Source organism: Halomonas sp. BC2 (assembly GCF_002078115.1).
In the GTDB taxonomy this organism is placed as follows: domain Bacteria; phylum Pseudomonadota; class Gammaproteobacteria; order Pseudomonadales; family Halomonadaceae; genus Vreelandella; species Vreelandella stevensii.
In genome coordinates, this window is sequence record NZ_LFGT01000021.1 from 84,219 (window position 1) to 101,013 (window position 16,795).

Here is a 16,795-nt window from a genome sequence, read left to right on the forward strand (position 1 = left end):
CTGCCATGAAACCACCAGACGCCCTTGTAGCACGGCACGCCTCCCGCCGCGCTGCTCGGTTGTTGACCGCCCTCTGCTTGACCCTCTTTCCTTCCTTTGTGTTTGCTGCTGCCGGCCCGCTAGACCTGACCACCTCGATGGCCGGTATTGCCGCCGTTATCATTTTCATTCTTGCTTATGCACTGGTCATGAGCGAAGAAATTATCCACATGCGCAAGTCCAAGCCGGTGTTGGTGGCGGCGGGATTGATCTGGGCCATGGTGGCTTGGGTGTACGTGCAGGCCGGCATGCCTCATGAAGCGGAAGAAGCCTTCAAGGATACGCTGCTGGAGTACACCGAGCTGCTGCTGTTCCTGCTGGTGGCGATGACCTACATCAACGCCATGGAAGAGCGGCGTATCTTCGATTCGCTGCGCGCCTGGCTGGTGCGCAAGGGGTTCAGCTACCGAAGCCTGTTCTGGATTACCGGCTGTCTTGCGTTTGCCATCTCCGCGATTGCCAACAACATGACCACGGCCATGTTGATGTGTGCCGTCGTCTTGAAGGTGGCTGAGGGAGACAACAAGTTCATCAGCCTGTGCTGTGTCAACGTGGTGGTTGCTTCCAACGCAGGGGGCGCCTTCAGCCCGTTTGGCGACATTACCACGCTGATGGTATGGCAAGCCGGGCAAGTGCCGTTCGAAGGCTTCTTTGCGTTGCTGGTGCCCGCCATCGTCAACTTCATGGTGCCCGCGTTGATCATGAACTTCTTCCTCGTCAACCGTCAGCCCGCTGCCTTGACCGAGAACGTCTGGATGAAGCGCGGCGCGAAGCGCATCATCTTGCTGTTCCTGGTGACCGTGGCCATTTCGGTACTGTGCCATTCGATCCTGTATCTCCCCCCTGCCATGGGTATGATGTTTGGCCTGGGCCTGCTGCAGTTCTTTGGCTACTACCTGCGTCGCAGCCTGCCTCGCTCGCTGGAGCGCAAGCGCGAGCGCTACTCTCGCCGTGGCGATTGGCAAAAGCTGGAGCAACTGGGCAGCGTGGTGCCGTTCGATATCTTCAGCCGGATTGCGCGCTCCGAGTGGGACACGCTGCTGTTCTTCTACGGGGTCGTCATGTGTGTCGGTGGCCTGGGCTTCATGGGCTATCTCAGCCTGCTGTCTGAAACCCTGTACGGCGGCTGGAACCCGGTCTGGGCCAACGTGGTGCTGGGCCTGATTTCCGCCGTGGTGGACAACATCCCCGTGATGTTTGCCGTGCTCTCCATGGCGCCCGACATGAGCGAAGGCAACTGGCTGCTGATTACCCTGACGGCGGGGGTGGGCGGTAGCCTGCTTTCCATGGGGTCGGCCGCTGGGGTGGCGCTGATGGGCCAGGCACGGGGCATATACACCTTTGCCGTTCATCTGCGCTGGGTGCCTGCCATCCTGCTGGGCTATGTGGCCAGTATTGCGGCGCACCTGATGATCAACGCCAGCATGTTTTGAAAACCCACCGTTTGCCCAGCGCTGGCCGCTGGGCAGGCAAACAAAACGCCCCTTATCGAAGATAAGGGGCGTTTTGGTCAGTAAGCGGGTTGAAACTTACAAATCGTGACCGGTGACCACTTGGCAAATGTCGGCGAAGCTGCGGGCCATGGGTACTACCGTGGCATCGGCTTTCCCTTTGGCCTGTTTGCCCATGACGGCTTGAATGTCCGTGGCCGACACGATTCCCCGTACGCTGAGTTCGTGGTTGGCCGTTTGCTCGGTAATCAGCAGGTGTTGCTCGGCGAACGTTTCCATGGAACGCACCAGATCCTCGATGGTGAGCGCTGTCAGCTGCTCCAGCGGCATGGCGCTGAGTTTTTCCCAAGGCGTCATGATCATGGCAGCCGTCACTTCGGAACGTTCCAGATTACGCTGCTGCATGGCAATATTGATGCGCCGTGAGCCAATCACTTCCTTGGCCGACAGCACGCCGACGCAGTGATTCTGCTTGTCCATCACGAACAGCAGGCGAACACCGCCATGGCGCATCTTCAGGTGGGCTTCATCGATGGGCGTATCGCCAGCGACAGACTGTGGCACCACCTTGGTGAAATCGGTTAGAACCGACAGTGCTGGGCTATCGGGCGTCAACGTCTTGGCGGCCGGGGTAGTCAGCAGCGGGGTAGTGCCAAATTGGATAAGGGCTTTATGAGATTTCAGCAGTGAATTCATCGGGGGTACCTCCGTGGGGTGGGCAGCAGATCATTGACTGATTGCCTGCTCTGTACCTTCACAGTTGCACGGAATTCTTATCGAAATCTTAACAGCCAGAAACTGTTACATTTTTTCTCATTCTTTTGCCTGGCGCTGAGTCAGCGCATCTCTCGCCAACGTGGCGCGTACCCGCAGGCCTCCGCTGGGTGCATCCTCCAGTAACAGGGTGCCTCCATGGCGTTTCACGATGCGTTCGACGATCGACAAGCCCAGCCCAGCGCCCGCCCCGGGCCCTGCACGCTGAAAGCGCTCCACGACCCGGCTGCGTTCGCTGGGCGGAATCCCCTTGCCCTGGTCATCGACCATCAGCGTGATATGGTGATGGGACGCGCTCAGGTGCACTGTCACAGCCCCACCGGGTGGCGAGTGTTGAAGGGCGTTGCCCACCAGGTTCTGTACCAGGGTCTCGATGGCCCCGGGCTCCTCTTCCATGAGCCAGCTCTGCTGCTCCTCAACCACCATATGCAGCTGCTGGCGGCGCTCCGTGGCCAGCGGCAGGAGTTTCGCCAGGGTCTCCTGGGTCTCTTGGCGCACGTTGGCATGGCGGATCTCGGGCAGCGGCTCCTCTTCGGGGTCCAGCCTTGCCAGGGTCAATAGTTGGGCCACCAGCCGCGTCGAACGGGCCACGCCGCTGCGTAAATGGTGCAGCGACTCTTCACGATCCTCGCGGTTATCGGCGGCCAGCGCGTTTTGAGCGTGCAGGTCGAGAATCGCCAGCGGCGTACGCAGCTCGTGGGTGGCATCGGCGATGAAGCGCTTTTCGCGAATACGCATCTGCTGTAAACGTGCCAGTAAGCGGTTGAGTGCCCCAGCAATGGTATCCAGCTCCTGAGGAAGGGGCTGCAATGACAGCGGCTGGAGGTTGTTAGGATCGCGGCTGCGGATCTGTTCCGCCATGCGTGACAGCGGCGCCAGCCCCCAGCCAATCGACCACCACAGCAGCAGGGTGAGCAGAGGCAGGCCAATCAGGTCGGGTAGTAGCGTGCGCAGCGCCACTTCGCGGGTCAGCGCCGCGCGCACATCCTGGCGTTCGCTGACGATGACCCGTTTGTTGGCATCTGCCAGCGAAAGTACGTAGACCCGCCAGGTTTGCTCTCCCAGGATGGCGGTCGAATACCCGACCGGCTGGCTTACCAGCGGGGTCGTCGGGGCGTTATCGGAACGCAGCAGCAGCTGGTTGCCTTCCCACAGCTGAAACGCTAGCTGGTGGGTATAGCCATCGCTCAGATCCGGTGGTTCTGTGGCACCGGGCTGCAGTAAGGCGTTCTCCAGGCTTTGCAGTAGCAGCGTGCGGTCCTGAGTGGGCAAGGGGGCTTGTAGCAGGCCCTCCAGCAAACGGGCGTTTTGCGCTAGGCTGCGGTCGTGCAACTCTTCGATTTCCTGTGCCGCAAAGCGATAGCTGATGAAGCCGATGATGAACATGCTCACGCCGAATACCAGCAGCACGAGCCCTAGCGTGCGGCGACGAATGGAGCGCATCAGCTCTCCTTGCCCGTTTTTTCCATCACATAACCAATGCCCCGCACGGTGCGGATGGCATCCGCAAACAGCTTGCGCCGCAGGTGATGGATATGGACCTCGATGGCATTGCTTTCCACGTCCTCTTCCCAGCCGTATACCAGCCGGGCCAACGTATCACGGGTGAAGACGCGCCCCGGGTGGCTCATGAACTCCTGCAGCAGCGCCAGCTCGCGACGCGATAGGGGAATCGTCTGCTGCTGGTAGTGTACGGTGAGGGTTTGAGGGTTCAAGCTGATCCCCCGGCAGGAGAGCAGGCCGTTGGGCTGGCCCTGGCTGCGGCGTAGCAAGGCCCGCAGGCGCGCTTTCAGCTCATCCACTTCGAAGGGCTTGGTCAAATAGTCGTCGGCACCCGCGTCCAGCCCGGCAATGCGGCTCTCGACGGCGTCGCGGGCCGTCAGCACTAGAATGGGCACCTGGTGCCCCTGACGGCGCAGGGTTTGCAGCAGCTCGATGCCGTCCATGGTGGGCAGGCCCAGGTCCAGAATCACGGCATCGAACGGTTCGTTTTGCAGTGCGACCAGGGCCGTGTCACCATCGGTCAGATGATCGACCGTGTAATGCTCGGGCTTTAGCGCCATGCGAATGCCCGATGCCAGGCTAGGGTCATCTTCCACCAATAAAATTCGCATACTGACAGGCCACTCCTCTTGTTGTGTTGCGCCTGCTGGCGACAAGGCTATCTGGCATGTTCTCGACCCACCCGGCAACGTCGATCATGGTCTGCCCGGCGCAGCAACGGCGCGAGGCGCTGCTGCAGTTGGCTGCCGTCCACCATCCTGCCCAGCAGGCTGCGCTACAGCAGGCGCTGGTCAAGGCCAGCACACGGCCCGAGGGTTGGTCGGGCCTGTGGGTGGCTTGCCAGGCAGGGCGAGTCTGCGCTGCCGCCTGGGTAGAGTGCCAGGAAAACCGCATCGCGCAGCTATGGTTGCCCAAGCAGAATAACCAATTTGTCGAGCCCCTGCTAAGTCAACTGCACCGCTGGGTGGCGACCCAAGGGCTGGTGCTGTGTCACGTTGCCCTGGATGAGACCATGGCGAGCTGGGAAGCACCATTGCTGAACCTGGGCATGCAGCGGTTGGCCACCCTCGATCACCTGGCTTGGCACTGTCGGCCGGTTTCTCACGTGCGGGGGCTGCCACCGCTACGGCCGTTTGATGAGCTGACGTCCGCTCAGCAGCAGGCACTGGTCGAGCAGGTGGGGGAGGGCTCGCTGGATTGCCCTGCCTTGCGCGATGTATTGCCTGCGCAGGCTCTGCTGGAAGGCTTTTATCACCAGGCATCGAGCGCTTCCGAACACTGGTATTACTTGCAGGGGGAGCAGGACCGCCATGCGGGCCTGCTGCTGCTGGATGCCAGCCCAGGCCGCGAGCACTGGAGCGTTCAGTTGATGGGGCTGGTGCCTGGCTGGCGCGGCCAGGGGCAAGGCAAGGCACTGGTGCAGCAAGCGCAGGCCATGGTGGCCCAGGCGGGCGCAAGCCAGCTGGCGCTGACGGTAGACCGTGACAACCTGCCCGCGCAGCGAGCCTATCGGCAGGCAGGGATGCTGCCTGCGGGTGAGCATCAACTGCTGGGCTGGTGTGTCTTGCCCGCCACCGAGTTGAATTGCCGCGCTTAGTAGCATTTTCCTACCCTTTGTGTTCTCGGTATACTAACTCCAAGAGGCATGTTTTGGCGTTTCGGCGGCAGAGTGCGTAGTGGCGCTGGTGCGCAGGGGTTCAGTGCTACATCTTCAAGCGTCCGGTTGCTGAGCACGGTTCCTGAGCTCGATCTTCAAGCACGATTCTTAAGCACAACGTTTTATATAAAACTCAAAGAGGTGGTGAGAGTGAAATCTAAGCTGATCATGAGCGGGCTGGCGGCCCTCGGCGTCATGGCAGGCACATCGGGTGCTTATGCTCTGGACGACGCCGCACGTGACGCAATGGCTGAGCGCCTGGCACCAGTAGGCCAGCTCTGCCTCCAAGGCCAGGACTGTGGTACCGCATCGGCACCGGCGGCGGCTAGCGGTGGTGGCGACGAGATCGACGGCGCGGGCATTTACAACCGTATCTGCATGGCGTGTCACGAGACGGGCGCTGCCGGTGCACCGGTACGTGGTGATGAAAGCGCCTGGGCCGAGCGTACCGAGCAGGGCTTTGCCACGCTGCTCGAGCACTCGATCAACGGCATTGGCGCGATGCCTGCCCGCGGCGGCAACCCCAACCTGTCGGATGCCGAAATGGAAGCCGCCACGGCCTACCTGCTGGAGCCGGTGATGGACGTGCCTGAGCTGGGCGGCGGTGAAGAAGCGGCTGCCGAAGACGAAGGTGCCAGCGAGGACGTCGCCGCGGCTGAAGAAGCCACCAGCGAAGACGAAGCCGTGGCCAGCACAGAAGAAGCCGCCAATGGCGGTAGCGATCTGGATGGCGCCGCGCTTTACTCCAGCGCAGGCTGTGTCGCTTGTCACGCCGCTGGTGTGGCCGGTGCACCGGTGCTGGGCGATGCGGATGCCTGGGCAGCGCGCATCGACAAAGGAATGGATGAGCTCTACGCCAGCGTGTTCAACGGCCTGGGCGTGATGCCGCCGCGCGGTGGCAGCAGCGCTTCCGATGAAGAGATCATGGCCATCGTCGACTACATGGTCGCCGAAGCCGAGTAATCCTTCGTTAGCGGATGATCCAAACTATCCACAGGCGGGTTCTGCCTACCCCCCTGTGGATATTTTTTTGCCTTGAAAAACCGCCTTCCTGTCAAACGTCCTCAGCCCAGCAAGGAACGCAGCCCCGCAATGGCATCCTTGCCCCGAGCCTGCTTCTTGTCCGGGTCTTCCTTGTCGGCGCGGCCTTCCCACTCCAGGTCGTCGGCGGGCAGCTCATCCAGAAAGCGGCTAGGCTGGCAGTCCATCAGTTCGCCATACGCCTTGCGCTGGCGCGCCAGGGTCAGCGTCAGCGTCCGCCGGGCGCGGGTAATGCCCACGTAGGCCAGGCGGCGCTCCTCCTCCACGGTGCCCATCTCGATGGCGTTACGGTGGGGCAGCAGATCCTCTTCCCAGCCCATCAGGTAAACGTGGGGAAACTCCAGCCCCTTGGAGGCGTGCATGGTGAGAAGCTGCACGCGATCCGAATCATCCTCTTCGGCCTGCTGCTCCAGGATGTCGCGCAACACCAGCCGCGAGATAGCGGCCTCGACGCTGTCGGTTTCCGTCTCGGTGCTGGCGGTACTCTCTTCCGGGTCGCGGTTCAGCGACTTTTCCAGCTGGTCGATCAGGATCCATACGTTGGCCATGCGGCGCTCGGCAATGGTCGGGGCGCTGGCGTTCTGGTACAGCCACGCCTCGTAATCCATATCCCGCAGCATGTCGCGTATCGCGGCAATGGCATCGCCCTGGTCCATCCGTTTGCGCACGCCATCGATGAAGTGCGTAAAGCGCGACAGCCGCTCCACGGCGCGGGTGGGTAGCATTTGCTCCAGGCCCAGCTCGTGGCAGGCGGAAAACAGCGAAATGGAGCGCTCGGTGGCGTAGTTGGCGAGCTTTTCCAGCGTACCGGGGCCAATTTCACGCCGGGGCACGTTGACGATGCGCAAAAAGGCGTTGTCATCGGCGGGGTTGATCAAAAGCCGCAGGTACGCCATGGCGTCCTTGATCTCGTTACGCGAGAAAAACGACGTGCCGCCGGAGAGCTTGTACGGAATCTGGTAGTGCTGCAGCTTCAGCTCCAGCAGCCGCGCCTGAAAGTTGCCTCGGTAAAGCACCGCAAAATCGCGCCACTCGGCTTTTTCCTTGATGCGCCGAGTGAGCATCTCGCTGGCCACTCGCTCGGCTTCCGCCTCCTCATGGCGGTTCACCACCACGCGAATCGGCGCGCCGTCGCCCATCTCCGACCACAGGGTTTTGTCGTAGACGTGGGGGTTATTGGCAATCAGCGTGTTGGCGGCGCGCAGTATCGTGCCGGTAGAGCGGTAGTTCTGCTCCAGCTTGATGACCTTCAAGCGCGGGAAATCCTCCCCCAGGGTGACCAGGTTTTCCGGCCGAGCGCCCCGCCAGGCGTAAATCGACTGGTCGTCGTCGCCGACCACGGTAAAGGTGGCGCGTTCGGCCATCAGCAGCTTCACCAGCAGGTACTGGGAAACGTTGGTGTCCTGGTACTCATCCACCAGCATGTAGTGGATTTTGCGCCGCCAGCGGGCCAGCGCTTCCGGGTCACGCTGCAAGAGCACTACGGGCAGCAGAATCAGGTCGTCGAAATCCACCGCGTTGTAGGCTTTCAGGTGGCGAACGTAGGCTTCGTACACCCGTGCCGCGAAATGCTCGTCGTCATCGGCAGCGAACGAAAGCGCATCCCCGGGCAGCACCAGGTCGTTCTTCCACTGGGAAATCTTGGCCTGAACGGCGTTGATCTGCTCGGCGTCCACCTGAGCGTCCTTGTTCATCAAGTCCCGCAGCAGCGCCTTGGCGTCTTCCGGGTCGAACAGCGAAAACCCCGGCTTGTAGCCCAAGGTCTTCAGCTCGCCGCGAATGATGTTGAGCCCCAGGTTGTGGAAGGTCGAGACCGTCAGCCCGTGGCCCTCCTTGCCCTTCAGCATCTGGCCCACCCGCTCTTTCATCTCTCGGGCGGCCTTGTTGGTAAAGGTCACCGCGGCGATCCGGCGGGCGCTCATGCCGCACTCTTGCACCAGGTAGGCAATCTTGGTGGTAATGACACTGGTCTTGCCGGAGCCAGCCCCGGCCAGCACCAGGCAGGGGCCATCAATATAGCGTACTGCTTCCTGCTGGCGTGGGTTCAGCTTGGCCAAGCGCTGCTGAATCGACATCGCTTACTCCTTGGCGAGTTCGCTAGCACCGGCAAAGTCGAGCTGGCGCCAGGCTTCGAAGACGACCACCGCACAGGCATTGGACAAGTTGAGACTGCGGCTTCCGGGAAGCATGGGGATACGCAACCGCCATGTCTCGGGCAGGTCATCAAGCAGCGCCTGAGGCAAGCCACGGGTCTCAGGGCCGAACACCAATGCATCGCCCGGCGCATAGGCCGGCTGGTGGTAGCCGATACGCCCGCGGGTTGATACGGCGAAGATCCGCACTGGTGCCACGGCTTCGACAAAGCTTGGCCAGTCTCGATGAACGCGCAGTGCCGCCCACTCGTGGTAGTCGAGTCCGGCGCGGCGCAGGCGCTTGTCATCAAGCACGAAGCCCAGCGGTTCGATCAGATGCAGGCGAAAGCCGGTATTGGCACATAGCCGGATCAGGTTGCCAGTATTGGGCGGGATCTCGGGTTCGAACAGTACGACATCAAGCATGGGTGCTTCCCGGCAGTTGGCGACTAGTTTAAAAGGGCTCTTCGTCGTTGGGTGTGGAATTCGCCCCCTGAGCTGGGCCAGGATATGACCTCTACGACGATAGGAGGTATGGCATGGATGGCACCCAGATTCTGGCCCTCGGCCTGGGCCTGCAAGCGCCCTGGATTCTCAAGGACCAGCACCTGGATACCTCCGTATCGCCCCACCGGTTGGACCTCTACGTCGAGGCCGAGCGTGGCAGCCTCTACCCCTGCCCTGAATGCAGCGAGGCCTGTCCGGCTCACGACTTCGCCGACAAGACCTGGCGGCACCTGAACTTCTTCCAGCATCACTGCTACCTGCACGCCCGAGTGCCCCGCACCAAGTGCCCCGAGCATGGCGTCAAGCGCATCGAAGTGCCTTGGGCGCGCCCGGGCAGCGACTTCACCCTGCTGTTCGAGCAAGCGGCCATGTCGCTGGCCAAAGAGATGCCCGTGCTGGCGGTCTCTCGGCAGTTGGAGATCACCGACAAGCGACTGTGGCGCATCGTGCACCACTACGTAGGCCGCATGCTGGGGGAGCTGGACCTGTCCAGTGTGGCCACTGTCGGCGTTGATGAAACCGCCTCCCGGCGTGGCCAGCGGTACGTGACGGTGTTCCTTGATATGCAGCGCAAGCAGGAGCCCGTGATCTTCGCCGTCCCAGGCCATGGCAAGGGGGCCATCGAGGCATTCAGCGCCTTCCTGGCGGCTCATGGCGGCGACCCCAACAACGTGGTCGAGGTGGTCTGCGACATGTCACCAGCCTTCCTCAGCGGCGTGGCCGAGAACCTCCCCAAGGCCGAGGTCACGGTCGACTGGTTCCATATCGTGCAGACCTTCACCAAGCGACTGGACGAAGTGCGCAAAAAAGAGCGCCGCGAGCAGGGCCACCCCAAGTCGCTGCGCTGGGCCCTGCTGAAGAGCCTGGACAACGAGAACCTGACGCCCAAGCAGCTGGCGGCACTCCAGGAACTGGTGGCCGATCAGAGCGCGACGTCTGATGCCTGGGTGATCAAGGAGAAGCTGCGCTGGATCCAGAAGGCTCCGACGCCGCGATCGGCTCGGTGGCGCATCACGAACTACCTCAAGGTCATGAAAGCGGCGGTCTCGGAGAAGCCACTTCTGAAGCCAATGGGCAAGGCCCTGGCGACGCTGGAGCGACATGCAGAGGCAGTGGTCAGGCGTTGGATCTCGGGGCTGACGAACGCACGACTGGAAGGCATGAACGGCCTGTTCCAGGCGGCTCGGTCACGCGCACGCGGCTACCGGAACGAAGCCAACTTCATTGCCATGATCTACCTGATTGGCAGCCCGGTGGGCCGCCTGTTCGATCAGGCCAAATCCACGTGAAGTGACGAAGAACCTTTAAAACCCTACTCTGAGGCCGAACACCCAGCCGCTTTCCAGTGTCCGCGACCCAGCGCTGCCATCGAAGTCGGTCTTGAAATAGCGGTAACCGCCGGTCAGGTAGCTATTGCCCAAAATCCGGAAGCGGGCATTTGCACCATATTCATAGCTTTCATCCACATCACCATGGGAGAGGGCAGATGGGAAGTAATGTGCATCGCCACCCAGCGAAACCCGAGGAATCGGCGTCGGAATATAGGCGCTACCACCCAGCCCCAGATTGCCGCCATTGCCATAGTCAGTATCCAGATACTGGTAACGCGCACCCACACTGACGTCCACCAGCGGTGTATAAGGGGTGAGCATAAGCGACCCGGAATAGGCCTTGGCATCCCCGCCACTATCATCGCTCGAGTAATAACCGATACCGGCATGCAGCCCAGGGACGATACGCTTGGTGCCCTGAATACTGTAGGAGTTCTCCCCCGCCGTCGCGCCGACACTGAAGGCATGGCTTTGCTGACTGGCCACGGCCATGATGACAATACCGACAACGAATACACTCTTCTTCATTGATCTCATGCTTCCTGTAAGGTAAAAATTAGGCTAGCGTAATATATTACTGACACCGTAGCAATCCCGGTAAGCACGCACGGCATCGGCGTAGGCAGCAACCTCACTGTCGGCGTGCTCTTCCAGGTAAGTTAGAACCTGCTGTAACGTCACAATGCTGACCACGGGCATGCCATACTGCGCCTGTACTTCCTGAATAGCACTCTGCTCGCCCTGGCCACGCTCCTGGCGGTCCAGAGCAATGATCACGCCGCCCGCCCGAGCGCCGCTCTGCTCGATCAGGGTCATGACTTCGCGGATGGCCGTGCCCGCCGTGATCACGTCATCGATGATCAAGATATCGCCCGCCAGCTCAGCCCCCACGATGTTACCGCCTTCACCATGGGTCTTGGCTTCCTTGCGATTGAAGGCGTAGGGCATGTCACGGTCGTGGTGGTCGGCCAGGGCCGCCGCGGTGACCGCCGCCAGGGGGATGCCCTTGTAGGCAGGGCCGAACAGCACGTCGGCCTGCAGGCCGCTATCGACAATCGCCTGGGCATAGAAACGCCCCAGCTTGGCCAGCGCTCGGCCCGTCTGGAACAGGCCCGCGTTGAAAAAGTAAGGGCTTACTCGCCCCGACTTCAGCGTGAACTCGCCAAACTTGAGCACGCCCTGCTCAATAGCGAAGGCAATGAAATCGCGTTGGTAGGGTTGTAGAGTGGTAGCCACGGCGGTGTTCTCTTGTCGGTAGGTGTGGTCGATAGGAATGTAAGTCAAACGCAACAATAAAACGGGGCTAAATAGCAAGAATTGGTTTGTCTATTTACCCAAACGTCTAAACGTCGGGTATCATACAGCAGCGACGCAAAAGGGACGATTTATGAAAATTGCCAGCATCAATGTCAATGGTATTCGTGATGCCGTCGACCGTGGCTTCCTGGACTGGCTGGCTCAGCAGGATGCCGACGTGGTCTGCGTGCAGAACATCAAGGCAAAAAGTTTTGAACTGGGTGACCATATTCTCTATCCGGAAGGCTACGAAGGCTATTTCCTGGATGCCGAGGAGGATGGTTTCGCCGGTGTGGCGCTCTATTGCCGCAAAATCCCCAAGGCCATCATGTACGGCCTGGGGTTTCCTCAGTGCGATCACGAAGGGCGCTTTCTGCAGGCGGACTACGACCGTTTCAGCATTGCCACTTTCCTGATGCCCGACGGAAGTGACCAGAAAGCCAAGCAGGCGTTCATGGAGCAGTACCAGGAGTACCTGACGAAGATGTCGCGCAAGCGCCGCGAATACATCATCTGCGGTACCTGGCACATTGCCCACAAGACCGTCGACCTGGCCAACTGGTCGGACAATCAGCTCACCTCCGGCTTCCGCCCGGAAGAGCGTGCCTGGATGGACCAGGTGCTGGGCCCAACCGGTTTCATCGACACCTTCCGCGAGATCAATCGCGATGCTGGCGAATACACCTGGTGGCCCAAGCTGGACCAGGAAGTACCCCGGGACCGGCAGGAAGGCTGGCGGATCGACTACCAGCTGGTCGGCCCCAACTTCCGGCGCCATGTGGTAGACGCGTGGATTGATTACGATGCGACCTTCTCCGAGTTCGCACCGCTGATCGTTGAGTATGATTTAGCGCTCTAAGCGTTAGCTACTTCCCGCGTCGCATCGGCAACAGGCCAGCTTACCGCTGGCCTGTTGCGTTTCCGGCCCGCCTAGCCGCGAATGCCCAGCGCTTCACGCTGCTTCTCGCGCAGCTCTTCACCGGCTTTTTCGGCCAGGTCCAGCATGGCGTTCATTTCCTGGCGGTTGAACGCGCCCGCTTCAGCGGTGCCCTGCACTTCGATCAGCTCGGCGTTTTCGGTCATCACCACGTTCAGGTCGGTGTCGGCCTTGCTGTCTTCCGGGTAGTCCAGGTCCAGCACCGGCACGCCCTTGTAAATGCCCACGGAAATGGCGCTGACCAGCTGCTTGAAGGGGTCGCCCTTGATCTTCTTTTCCCGCTGCAGGTAGCGAATGGCGTCCACCAGCGCCACGCAGCCACCGGTAATCGCCGCCGTGCGCGTGCCGCCATCGGCCTGGATCACATCGCAATCCACGGTAATGGTGAACTCTCCCAGCTTCTTCAAATTCACCGCCGCGCGCAGGCTACGGCCAATCAGCCGCTGAATCTCCAGCGTGCGGCCACCCTGTTTGCCTTGGGTGGCTTCGCGGTTGCTGCGGGAGTGCGTGGCGCGGGGCAGCATGCCGTACTCCGCCGTAATCCAGCCCTGATTCTTGCCACGCAGCCAGCGCGGTACGCCCGCTTCCACGCTGGCGTTGCACAGCACCTTGGTCTCGCCAAACTCCACCAGCACAGAGCCTTCGGCATGGCGCGTGAAGTCGCGGGTCAAACGAATCTCACGCAGCTGGTTGGCCTCGCGACCGCTGGGGCGAACTACATCAGGACGCATAGCACCTCACATCATCATTACGTTGAAAAGGCCTACCATTGTACACGTCAATGCCACCCGGCATGGGGCTATTCAGGCCAGGCCCATTCAAGGCACCCCGCCCCGACAAGATCAGGTAGACTGACCCAAATGCGACCCACAGGAGCCCCCATGGCCAGCCCCCGCCACGTTCACAGCATGACCGCCTTCGCCCGCGCCGAGCAGGCCGCCCCTTTTGGCACCCTGCAGGTCGAGATACGTTCGGTGAACCAGCGCTACCTGGAGCCGCATTTTCGTTTGCACGAAAGCCTGTGTGACCTGGAGCCGCTGCTGCGCGAAGCGCTGCGTACCCACTTGGCGCGTGGCAAGGTGGAGTGCAGCGTACGTTTCGAGAGCACCGACACCGCCCAGGCCCCGGCGGTGAACATCGCGCGCCTGCAAGAGATTGCCGACGCCCTGGCGGCCATTCAGCAGCAGGTGCCCTGCGCCGTACCGCCCACCACGCTTGCGCTGCTCAACCAGCCCGGCGTGATGGAAACCCAGCACCTGGACCAGGACGCCATCAAGGCCGCCGCCAAAGCGCTGTTCGACCAGGCGCTCAAGGAACTGATCGACGCCCGCGCCCGCGAAGGCGAAAAGCTGGCCGAGATGATCACCACCCGCCTGGACGCCGTCAGCGAGCAAGTGGCCACCGTACGCAGCCTGCTGCCGCAAATCCTGGAACGCCAGCGGGCCCAGCTGCTGGAACGTTTAGAAGTCGCCAAGACCGAACTCGACCCCCAGCGCCTGGAAGCCGAACTGGTGTTGGTGGCCCAAAAAGCCGACGTGGACGAAGAGCTGGACCGCCTCACCGCGCATATCGACGAAGTGCGCCACCAGCTCGCCCAAAAAGGCCCCAAAGGCCGCCGCCTGGACTTCCTGATGCAAGAACTCAACCGCGAAGCGAATACGCTGTCATCGAAATCCGTGGTGGCAGAGACCACCCGCTGCGCGGTAGAGCTGAAGGTGCTGATCGAGCAGATGCGGGAGCAGATACAGAATATTGAGTGATGCCTATGGTCGTTTTTTTAATTCTATAAGATACTGTTTTATATATTTTTTAATAAAATTCTTGTCCATGCTCGTCCACCGAAATCCCGCTTAATCCACCGCCAAGTGGGTAGTAAAGTGGGTAGTAAAATGCCATGCTATCCACCAGTTGGGCGTATTTCTGAGGTTTTACTACCCAATATTAATATAAGTGTCTGAAATATAAATAAATATATGGTTTTAGGCGTGGCGGAGGGGGAGGAAAGAGCGATGGGGAGTTTTACTGCCAAGAAAATTCAATCATTGATCAGAGAAGCCAAGCCTGGGCGCTACGGTGATGGCAACGGTTTGTACTTGATGATTCCGAAGTCAGGAGCGGCCTATTGGATGTGCCGCTACACCTTCGCAGGTAAGCGTCGCGGTATGACACTGGGTAAATGCTCTGAACTCTCCTTGCTCGAAGCTCGTGAGCAAGTGGTTGAGACTCAGAAAGCCATTCGTAGCGGTACAGACCCTCTTGTAGAGCGCGTACGTGAAGAAAAAATAACCATTAGCACGGTGCAGGATCTGTTTGACGATTGGTATCAGGAGCTCGATAAGCGACTCAAGCATCCCAACATCCCTAAACGCGTCTTTGAAAAGGATATTGCTCCTGCCATCGGTTCGCTAACGCTGGCTAGCGTTACCCCTATGGATGTGCGTACCATTATCAGAAGGGTAACTAACAGCGGTCGCCCAACCGTTGCAAATGACGCTTTGATGTACTTAAAACAGCTATTTAACCATGGCATCAAGCTAGGGTTTTTGACCTATAACCCTGCGTCTGCTTTCAACGTCAACGATGCGGGCGGGGTCGAGAAAAGCCGTGATAGAGCACTTAGCGTTGAGGAGCTCAGGTTTGCCTTTGAGGTTTTCAGAGAAAATCGCACTAGCTTTACGCGTGACAACTATCTCGCATGCGCACTGCTTGTTGTGCTTGGAGTGCGTAAAACAGAGCTCACTGAAGCCACGTGGTCAGAATTTGACTTGAACAATGCAAAATGGAACTTACCCGGAGAGCGCAGCAAATCGGGTGTGGGAATGGCGATTCCTTTGCCACCACAGGCAGTCGAGTGGTTAGAGGAGCTTCACATCCGTGCTTGTGGTTCACCTTACGTATTTCCTAGCCGTCGTAGCAGTAAGCAGCCCCATATGGGCAAGGATACACTCAATCGCGCCATTGCTAAGCTATTTGGTAAAGAACCAGGCAAGAAGCAGCAACCTGAAAATAGAATGGGTGATTTACCCGAGTTTACGGTGCATGACCTTAGGCGCACTTGCCGCAGTCTGTTGGCTGAGACCGGCGTACCTAGCCATGTGGCTGAGCGTTGCTTGAATCACAAGCTGAAAGGCGTTGAAGGCGTCTATGATCGGTATGATTATTATGAGGAACGAAAGCGTGCTTTGATAAAAGTAGCAAATTTATTTAATTCTGTAATGTTACCAAGTTCCTGCACACCCTGCGCTGCTAATGCTGGGTGTGCTCTGTTAAATCATACTAAGTAGAAAAACTTTATTTTTAGTTTGATGTAAGTGTTGATTGTAACGCTATTGCTGGATTTCAGCTTGCCAACTTAAAATTTTTAATAATGATTGAATCCATGTCTACTACTTTTTTCTAAGGCTTTTTCAAGTATCGTAGAGTTTACGGATCCGTCACGAGACTGCATGATAGAGATTTTAGTTGCCAGCTCTGTAATACGCTCTCTGACTGAGTGAAAATAAATAGCGCGTACACTGAAGTCTTTAACTGGATCTCCTGCATTCTTCAGTACTTCAAGGTAACAGCGGTGATTTATTTCGTTCATCAACTCATCGATCAAACTATCCACGTCACTTTGATGTATATATTGTTGTGCTACATCTAAAAACGAATCGCTTAAATTGCTGGTTTCTTTAGCTATAAAATTCTTTTTTCCCAGCGCCTCGTTAATAAGGTCGCTGAGTGTTTGTGCTTGAGACTGTTTACGCTTTTTCGCTAAAAGCTTTAGTTGCTTTATTTTTTCTCTGGGATTTGAAGAGAGACTGGGTTGCCATTCTTCTTACGGTATTGGTACGTATTCCAGGCTCCTTTCATTTGCCTGCTGGCTTCTCGATATTCAGCTTCATCAGGAAGCTTCTTCAAGCTTTTAGCCATCTCAACATAACCGTACTCAGCAGGCGGTTTTACCGAAATGAACGCCGTAGAACCTTTGAAAATCTTACGCGCCAAGTAACTAGCTATCCACTCCAGCTGAGCAGGATCACGAGTTACGATCCAATCGAAAGGTTGAGTCATGAACAATTTCCACTAGTGAATTAGATATATCTAATTTTTTTTGAGTCGGCTGTCACATGTCAAATACATTG

16 protein-coding genes are annotated in these 16,795 nt (G+C 58.9%); 7 read left to right on the forward strand and 9 right to left on the reverse strand.

What is annotated here, in order from left to right:
* Positions 1-5: 5 nt before the first annotated feature.
* Positions 6-1,472, forward strand: a complete 1,467-nt coding sequence (gene nhaD, locus B7L71_RS13075) for a sodium:proton antiporter NhaD (protein ID WP_081138494.1) — start codon at positions 6-8, stop codon at positions 1,470-1,472.
* Positions 1,473-1,568: 96 nt separating this feature from the next.
* Here the strand turns inward: nhaD and B7L71_RS13080 are convergent, their stop codons facing one another.
* The 3 genes from B7L71_RS13080 to B7L71_RS13090 all read right to left on the reverse strand — a co-directional run bounded on the left by B7L71_RS13080 (position 1,569) and on the right by B7L71_RS13090 (position 4,378).
* Positions 1,569-2,186, reverse strand: a complete 618-nt coding sequence (locus B7L71_RS13080) for a CBS domain-containing protein (protein ID WP_081138495.1) — start codon at positions 2,184-2,186, stop codon at positions 1,569-1,571.
* Between the two features lie 117 nt (positions 2,187-2,303).
* Entirely contained in the window at positions 2,304-3,707 is a 1,404-nt protein-coding gene (locus B7L71_RS13085; protein WP_081138497.1) for an ATP-binding protein, read from the reverse strand.
* Complete coding sequence (locus tag B7L71_RS13090) at positions 3,707-4,378, reverse strand: response regulator transcription factor (RefSeq protein WP_081138499.1); 672 nt, start codon at positions 4,376-4,378, stop codon at positions 3,707-3,709. The genes B7L71_RS13085 and B7L71_RS13090 overlap by 1 nt, the downstream gene beginning before the upstream one ends.
* A gap of 56 nt (positions 4,379-4,434) precedes the next feature.
* Here B7L71_RS13090 and B7L71_RS13095 point away from each other — a divergent pair, with 56 nt between their 5' ends.
* On the forward strand, positions 4,435-5,364 hold the full coding sequence (locus B7L71_RS13095) for a GNAT family N-acetyltransferase (protein ID WP_081138500.1): 930 nt from the start codon (positions 4,435-4,437) through the stop codon (positions 5,362-5,364).
* A 210-nt stretch (positions 5,365-5,574) separates the two neighbouring features.
* Positions 5,575-6,387 carry a c-type cytochrome gene (locus tag B7L71_RS13100; RefSeq protein ID WP_081138502.1) on the forward strand — a complete coding sequence of 271 codons (813 nt, stop codon included), beginning with the start codon at positions 5,575-5,577 and terminating at the stop codon, positions 6,385-6,387.
* A 101-nt stretch (positions 6,388-6,488) separates the two neighbouring features.
* On the opposite strand, the gene rep is transcribed toward B7L71_RS13100, so the two are convergent.
* Positions 6,489-8,540 (reverse strand): DNA helicase Rep, encoded by a 2,052-nt coding sequence (gene rep / locus B7L71_RS13105; RefSeq protein ID WP_081138503.1) that lies wholly within the window; start codon positions 8,538-8,540, stop codon positions 6,489-6,491.
* Between the two features lie 3 nt (positions 8,541-8,543).
* Complete coding sequence (gene trmL, locus B7L71_RS13110) at positions 8,544-9,023, reverse strand: tRNA (uridine(34)/cytosine(34)/5-carboxymethylaminomethyluridine(34)-2'-O)-methyltransferase TrmL (RefSeq protein ID WP_081138505.1); 480 nt, start codon at positions 9,021-9,023, stop codon at positions 8,544-8,546.
* Between the two features lie 113 nt (positions 9,024-9,136).
* Between trmL and B7L71_RS13115 the strand changes: the two genes are divergently transcribed.
* On the forward strand, positions 9,137-10,393 hold the full coding sequence (locus B7L71_RS13115) for an ISL3 family transposase (RefSeq protein ID WP_081138507.1): 1,257 nt from the start codon (positions 9,137-9,139) through the stop codon (positions 10,391-10,393).
* 15 nt (positions 10,394-10,408) lie between these two features.
* Here B7L71_RS13115 and B7L71_RS13120 read toward each other — a convergent pair whose 3' ends face one another.
* Both B7L71_RS13120 and pyrE read right to left on the reverse strand, forming a co-directional pair.
* On the reverse strand, positions 10,409-10,963 hold the full coding sequence (locus tag B7L71_RS13120) for a YfaZ family outer membrane protein (RefSeq protein ID WP_081138508.1): 555 nt from the start codon (positions 10,961-10,963) through the stop codon (positions 10,409-10,411).
* 33 nt (positions 10,964-10,996) lie between these two features.
* Positions 10,997-11,671, reverse strand: a complete 675-nt coding sequence (pyrE, locus tag B7L71_RS13125; protein WP_081138510.1) for an orotate phosphoribosyltransferase — start codon at positions 11,669-11,671, stop codon at positions 10,997-10,999.
* A gap of 151 nt (positions 11,672-11,822) precedes the next feature.
* On the opposite strand from pyrE, the gene B7L71_RS13130 reads away from it, so the two are divergent.
* On the forward strand, positions 11,823-12,590 hold the full coding sequence (locus B7L71_RS13130; RefSeq protein ID WP_016915559.1) for an exodeoxyribonuclease III: 768 nt from the start codon (positions 11,823-11,825) through the stop codon (positions 12,588-12,590).
* A 71-nt stretch (positions 12,591-12,661) separates the two neighbouring features.
* On the opposite strand, the gene rph is transcribed toward B7L71_RS13130, so the two are convergent.
* The gene (gene rph / locus B7L71_RS13135; protein ID WP_081138512.1) at positions 12,662-13,399 is read right to left on the reverse strand and encodes a ribonuclease PH; all 738 of its coding nucleotides are present in this window, start codon (positions 13,397-13,399) and stop codon (positions 12,662-12,664) included.
* A 150-nt stretch (positions 13,400-13,549) separates the two neighbouring features.
* Here rph and B7L71_RS13140 point away from each other — a divergent pair, with 150 nt between their 5' ends.
* On the forward strand, positions 13,550-14,428 hold the full coding sequence (locus tag B7L71_RS13140; RefSeq protein WP_081138513.1) for a YicC/YloC family endoribonuclease: 879 nt from the start codon (positions 13,550-13,552) through the stop codon (positions 14,426-14,428).
* 249 nt (positions 14,429-14,677) lie between these two features.
* Positions 14,678-15,952: a tyrosine-type recombinase/integrase gene (locus B7L71_RS13145; protein ID WP_081138515.1), complete on the forward strand. Its 1,275-nt coding sequence runs from the start codon at positions 14,678-14,680 to the stop codon at positions 15,950-15,952.
* A 490-nt stretch (positions 15,953-16,442) separates the two neighbouring features.
* On the opposite strand, the gene B7L71_RS13150 is transcribed toward B7L71_RS13145, so the two are convergent.
* Positions 16,443-16,724 carry a hypothetical protein gene (locus B7L71_RS13150; RefSeq protein WP_081138516.1) on the reverse strand — a complete coding sequence of 94 codons (282 nt, stop codon included), beginning with the start codon at positions 16,722-16,724 and terminating at the stop codon, positions 16,443-16,445.
* Between the last annotated feature and the right edge of the window lie 71 nt (positions 16,725-16,795).